Genomic DNA, 2,036 nt, shown 5'->3' with positions numbered 1-2,036 from the left:
ATTTTTAGTTGGGGTAGTAGATCTCACTAGCCAACTTACTCTAAGGTGGTATAGTGAGGGGTGCCTTTAAAGCTGATATATGTGGGAGATACTGTGGTTCAAGCACCTTTGTCAACTGCTGTAGGTCTATCTGTAGATTTATCAACTACACCAGCAAGTTCACCAGAACAATGCTCAACATCCCCAGCATCCGTGAATGAGTGGCTGCAAAAGCTAACTGAGGGGATTATTGCAGGCGATCGCATTACTAGAGAGGAAGCCCTAGCCCTGACCAAACTCGAAGGGCAGGATAATATATTGCTGCTGTGCCAAGCAGCTGACAAAGTGCGCCAAGCCTGCTGTGGCAATACCGTGGATTTGTGTAGTATCGTCAATGTCAAATCTGGTGGCTGCTCAGAAAACTGTGGCTTCTGTGCCCAGTCGGCTCACCATCCTGGCGTTGATTCCCCGATTTATGGTCTTAAGTCTAAGCAAGAGATAATGGCTCAAGCTAAGGCAGCTGAAGCCGCTGGAGCCAAACGTTTTTGCCTAGTGAGTCAGGGACGTGGACCAAAGTACAGTAGTCCTAAATCGAAAGAGTTTGAACAAATTCTGGAAACGGTACGGGAGATTATTGCCGAAACCAGCATTAAGCCTTGCTGTGCCTTGGGAGAAGTGACCTCGGAACAAGCCGAAGCTCTGAAAGAAGCTGGAGTAACTCGCTACAACCACAACTTAGAAACCTCAGAGAAGTTTTTCCCAGAAATTGTGACTACTCACAGCTGGCGCGATCGCGTCGAGACGATCCAGAACTTGAAAGCAGTGGGGATTCAAGCCTGCACTGGTGGGATTATGGGCATGGGTGAAAGCTGGGAAGACCGAGTGGATTTAGCTCTAGCCCTGCGGGAGTTAAAGGTGGAATCAGTACCCCTGAACTTGCTCAATCCTCGCTCTGGAACCCCTTTGGGAGAATCTGGCAAGCTAGACCCCTATGACGCACTAAAAGCGATCGCAATTTTCCGGATGATCCTACCTGAGCAAATCCTGCGCTATGCTGGTGGGCGAGAAGCCGTGATGGGTGAATTGCAGGCAAAAGGGCTAAAATCCGGAATCAATGCTATGCTGATTGGACACTACCTCACCACTCTGGGACAGCCACCAGAGCAAGACCACGCGATGCTGGACTCTTTGGGTCTAACCGGTGGTGAAGCTCCGATTCCCGGAGAATATAACTCCCAGAATAAATAAATTATCGATGTAACTGTGTCTGCTCCCAATGAGATTTTGTGGGCCATAATTGGTTTGCTGCTGACCATCGGCGGCACGTTTCTAGAAGCCTTCTTTGTCTCCAATCCACCCTGGGATTGGTCAACTCAAGGTGTTCAAACTATATCCTTAGGGGTTACCTATCAGATTGGAGCAGTCCTACTAGCTGCTTGTTTAGGAGGCAGAAATGCTGGTGCTCTTTCTCAAATTGCCTATGTTGTGATCGGGTTAAACCTGCCAATCTTTACTCAAGGTGGAGGTATTGGCTATATCAAAGAACCCAGCTTTGGATACATACTAGGCTTTATTGCCGGAGCCTGGGTTTGTGGTTTTTTAGCCTTTCGCGTACAACCACGAGTCGAAACATTGGCATTTAGCTGCCTCTGTGGTTTACTAACCATCCATGCCTACGGTGTCGGCTATTTGATGATTTTCCACGGCATCAATTGGTCAGTGCTTGGGGCTGTGCCTCTCATGGAAGCGATCATGAAATATACCATTTCGCCTTTACCGAGTCAGCTAGTGGTAGTTTGTTCTGTGACCGTTGTGGCATTTGGTCTACGGCAGTTAATGTTTTATTGATAGTTATTTGAAGGGTTAATTAACAAAAGACTAATCACTAAAGGACTTACCCACCCTTGATGGGTAAAACGACTTTGACACTCCCTACTCCCTACTCCCTACTCCCTACTCCCTACTCCCTACTCCCTACTCCCTACTCCCTACTCCCTACTCCCTACTCCCTACTCCCTACTCCCTACTCCCTACTCCCTACTCTCTACTCCCTACTC

Annotated in this window: 2 protein-coding genes; both read left to right on the top strand. The window is 48.1% G+C overall.

Annotated elements, in window-relative coordinates:
• The first annotated feature begins 60 nt into the window (after positions 1 to 60).
• Positions 61 to 1,227: a biotin synthase BioB gene (gene bioB / locus F6J99_RS44570; RefSeq protein WP_293123741.1), complete on the top strand. Its 1,167-nt coding sequence runs from the start codon at positions 61 to 63 to the stop codon at positions 1,225 to 1,227.
• A gap of 15 nt (positions 1,228 to 1,242) precedes the next feature.
• Positions 1,243 to 1,827, top strand: a complete 585-nt coding sequence (locus tag F6J99_RS44565) for a biotin transporter BioY (protein WP_070393139.1) — start codon at positions 1,243 to 1,245, stop codon at positions 1,825 to 1,827.
• Positions 1,828 to 2,036 lie beyond the last annotated feature (209 nt).

It is taken from the genome of Moorena sp. SIO4G3 (assembly GCF_010692305.1).
In the GTDB taxonomy this organism is placed as follows: Bacteria; Cyanobacteriota; Cyanobacteriia; order Cyanobacteriales; family Coleofasciculaceae; genus Moorena; species Moorena producens_A.
The sequence above is the reverse complement of the archived record's forward strand: the minus strand, read 5'-3'. Positions and strand labels throughout refer to the sequence as shown.